At 64.8% G+C, this 914-nt stretch carries 1 protein-coding gene; it reads right to left on the bottom strand.

From position 1 onward, the window contains the following. Positions 1-172: 172 nt before the first annotated feature. Positions 173-914: IS701 family transposase (locus AC3ETA_RS47760; protein WP_432199168.1), on the bottom strand; the 742-nt coding region annotated here is incomplete at its 5' end.

Genomic DNA, 914 nt, shown 5'->3' with positions numbered 1-914 from the left:
CTAGTACTACAGGGCTAGATCTTGACCATCTGGAGTCGTAGCCGTCTTCGGAAATGGTGTCGTCGTGCGTCCGCCTGGTGCGCGCGACGCCAGGTCGACCAGCGAAGTCCCTGATCTATGGCGATGTGAGTCAAGCCGATCAGGTTGAACAGCCGCCGGACCTCGGCGACGGTCAGGGCCGCGAGCCGCCGGGTTCGCGGTCCGCGGTCACTGCCCAGGTCTGAAGAGCCCCCTTTTGCGGGGTTCGGGCCATCGCGGCCAGGAACGCCAACGCCAGCATGGCCATGGTGATATGGCGATACCAGGCGTCGTATTTGCGTACCTGGTAGTTGTCCAGCCCGGCCTGCTGCTTGGCCGCCTCGAAACACTCCTCGATCGGCCAGCGCAATCCGATGACCGTCACGAGTTCCGACAGTGATTCCCCGCGCGGGTTGTAGCAGTGGAAGTAGGCGATCTCCCCATCCGTGATGGAGCGGCGGACGACGTACTGGTGCCCGTCCCGCCGGGCGATTACGGCCCAGTCGTAGGTACGGAATCCTTTCGCTCCGATCCCGCAGGCGCGCCGGGAGAAGTCCCCCGGTCGCAGCTGTGATGCCAGGTTGTCCAAGCGGGTCGGGGTGTCGGGGTTGGTGGAGATGCCCGCGGTGTTCACGTCGGTGGATTTCGGGACAGCCATGCAGTAGGCAATGCCCTCTGCTTCCAGGTGCCTGCGCAGGATCCTGTTCTGGCCGAACTCCTCGTCCGCGACGAACCATGAAAACGGCACCCCGGCCGCCATGGCACGGTCGATCATGTCCTGGACCTGCTGCGGACGGGTGCGGAAGACCACCTCGTCCGGGATCCCGGCCTCCCGACGGCGTTCGAAGTCGACGGCCCAGGAATCCTTGGGCAGGTAGAGCTCCCGGTCGATCAGT

Source organism: Streptomyces sp. bgisy027, assembly GCF_057710365.1.
This window is presented reverse-complemented; position numbering and strand designations above follow the sequence as displayed.